Raw genomic sequence first — 1070 nt, 5'->3', positions numbered from 1 at the left:
GCCCTTGCCGGCTCACCATCCGTTTTGGACTCACGACAAAGTTCACATCACCCCGCATATGGCAGGAATTCCAACAGCCGCAGGCGCAAGCCAGTCGATTGCGAAAGGTCAGTTGTTTATGAAACCGGTTTACGAAACCGGTTTATAAGCTACTTTCGGGTTGGAATGCAGATGAAGTTAACTGGCAAGAAGAGTGTGACCATTCGTGATGTGGCCGCAGCGGCAGGTGTGTCGGTTACCTCTGTTTCACGCCATCTGAACGGCCAGATCACCCTCCCCGACAGGACGGTGGCCAGCATCGAGGACGCGGTCTTACAGCTTGGCTATCGGCCGAACGCGCTGGCTCGTCGTTTGACGCAGGGCAGGAGCGAGACGCTTGGGATGATTACCGCCGATATTGCCTACCCGCTGTTTGCGGCCATCGCCAGCGCCGCTGAAGCAGAGGCCGCACGACATGGCTACAGTATGGTAATGTTCAACAGCCGCAACATCGTCGAAAACGAACTAGCCTTCCTGTCACGGCTGGAAGACCGCGAGGTCGATGGAATTCTGCTGCTGACGAACCATTTCGACGATGGTCGTCTGGTAAAGATGATCAACCGGGCCGGCCATGTCGTGCTTCTCGACGAGGATGTGCCCGGTGCCAAGGCACCTCGGCTGTTCGCCGAGAGCCGGAAGGGCGCCATTCTGGCAACCCGCCACCTGATCGAAAACGGCCATCGCCGCATTGCTGTGATCGGCGGACCGCGCCGCATGCTCAGCACGGAGGAGCGCATCCTCGGTTTCAAAGCGGCAATGGCGGATGCCGATCTCGAAATCGATCCCGCGCTCGTCATCTACTGTGACTATGTCGGCGACCAGGGAATGTCGGCGTTCGAGGCCTTGATGGCAATGGAACATCCTCCAACAGCCATTTTCACCTTTGCCGATATGCTGGCGCTTGGTGCCATGAGAGCGGCGCGCGACGCTGGGATTTCCATACCAGACGACGTCTCACTGGTCAGCTTCGACGACATTTCGAATGCGGATCTCCTGTCGCCGGCGCTGACGACCATTCGCCAGTCTGCCAC

The 1070-nt window shown here is 58.3% G+C and carries 1 protein-coding gene; it reads left to right on the top strand.

All coding sequences use genetic code 11. The features are described from left to right. Positions 1-171: 171 nt before the first annotated feature. On the top strand, positions 172-1070 hold an 899-nt coding region (locus ACXJ5O_RS27955), incomplete at its 3' end, for a LacI family DNA-binding transcriptional regulator (protein ID WP_457302754.1).

The organism is Phyllobacterium sp. P5_D12, assembly GCF_054049495.1.
Note: the sequence above shows the minus strand (reverse complement) of the source record. Positions and strands in the feature narration are given on the sequence as shown.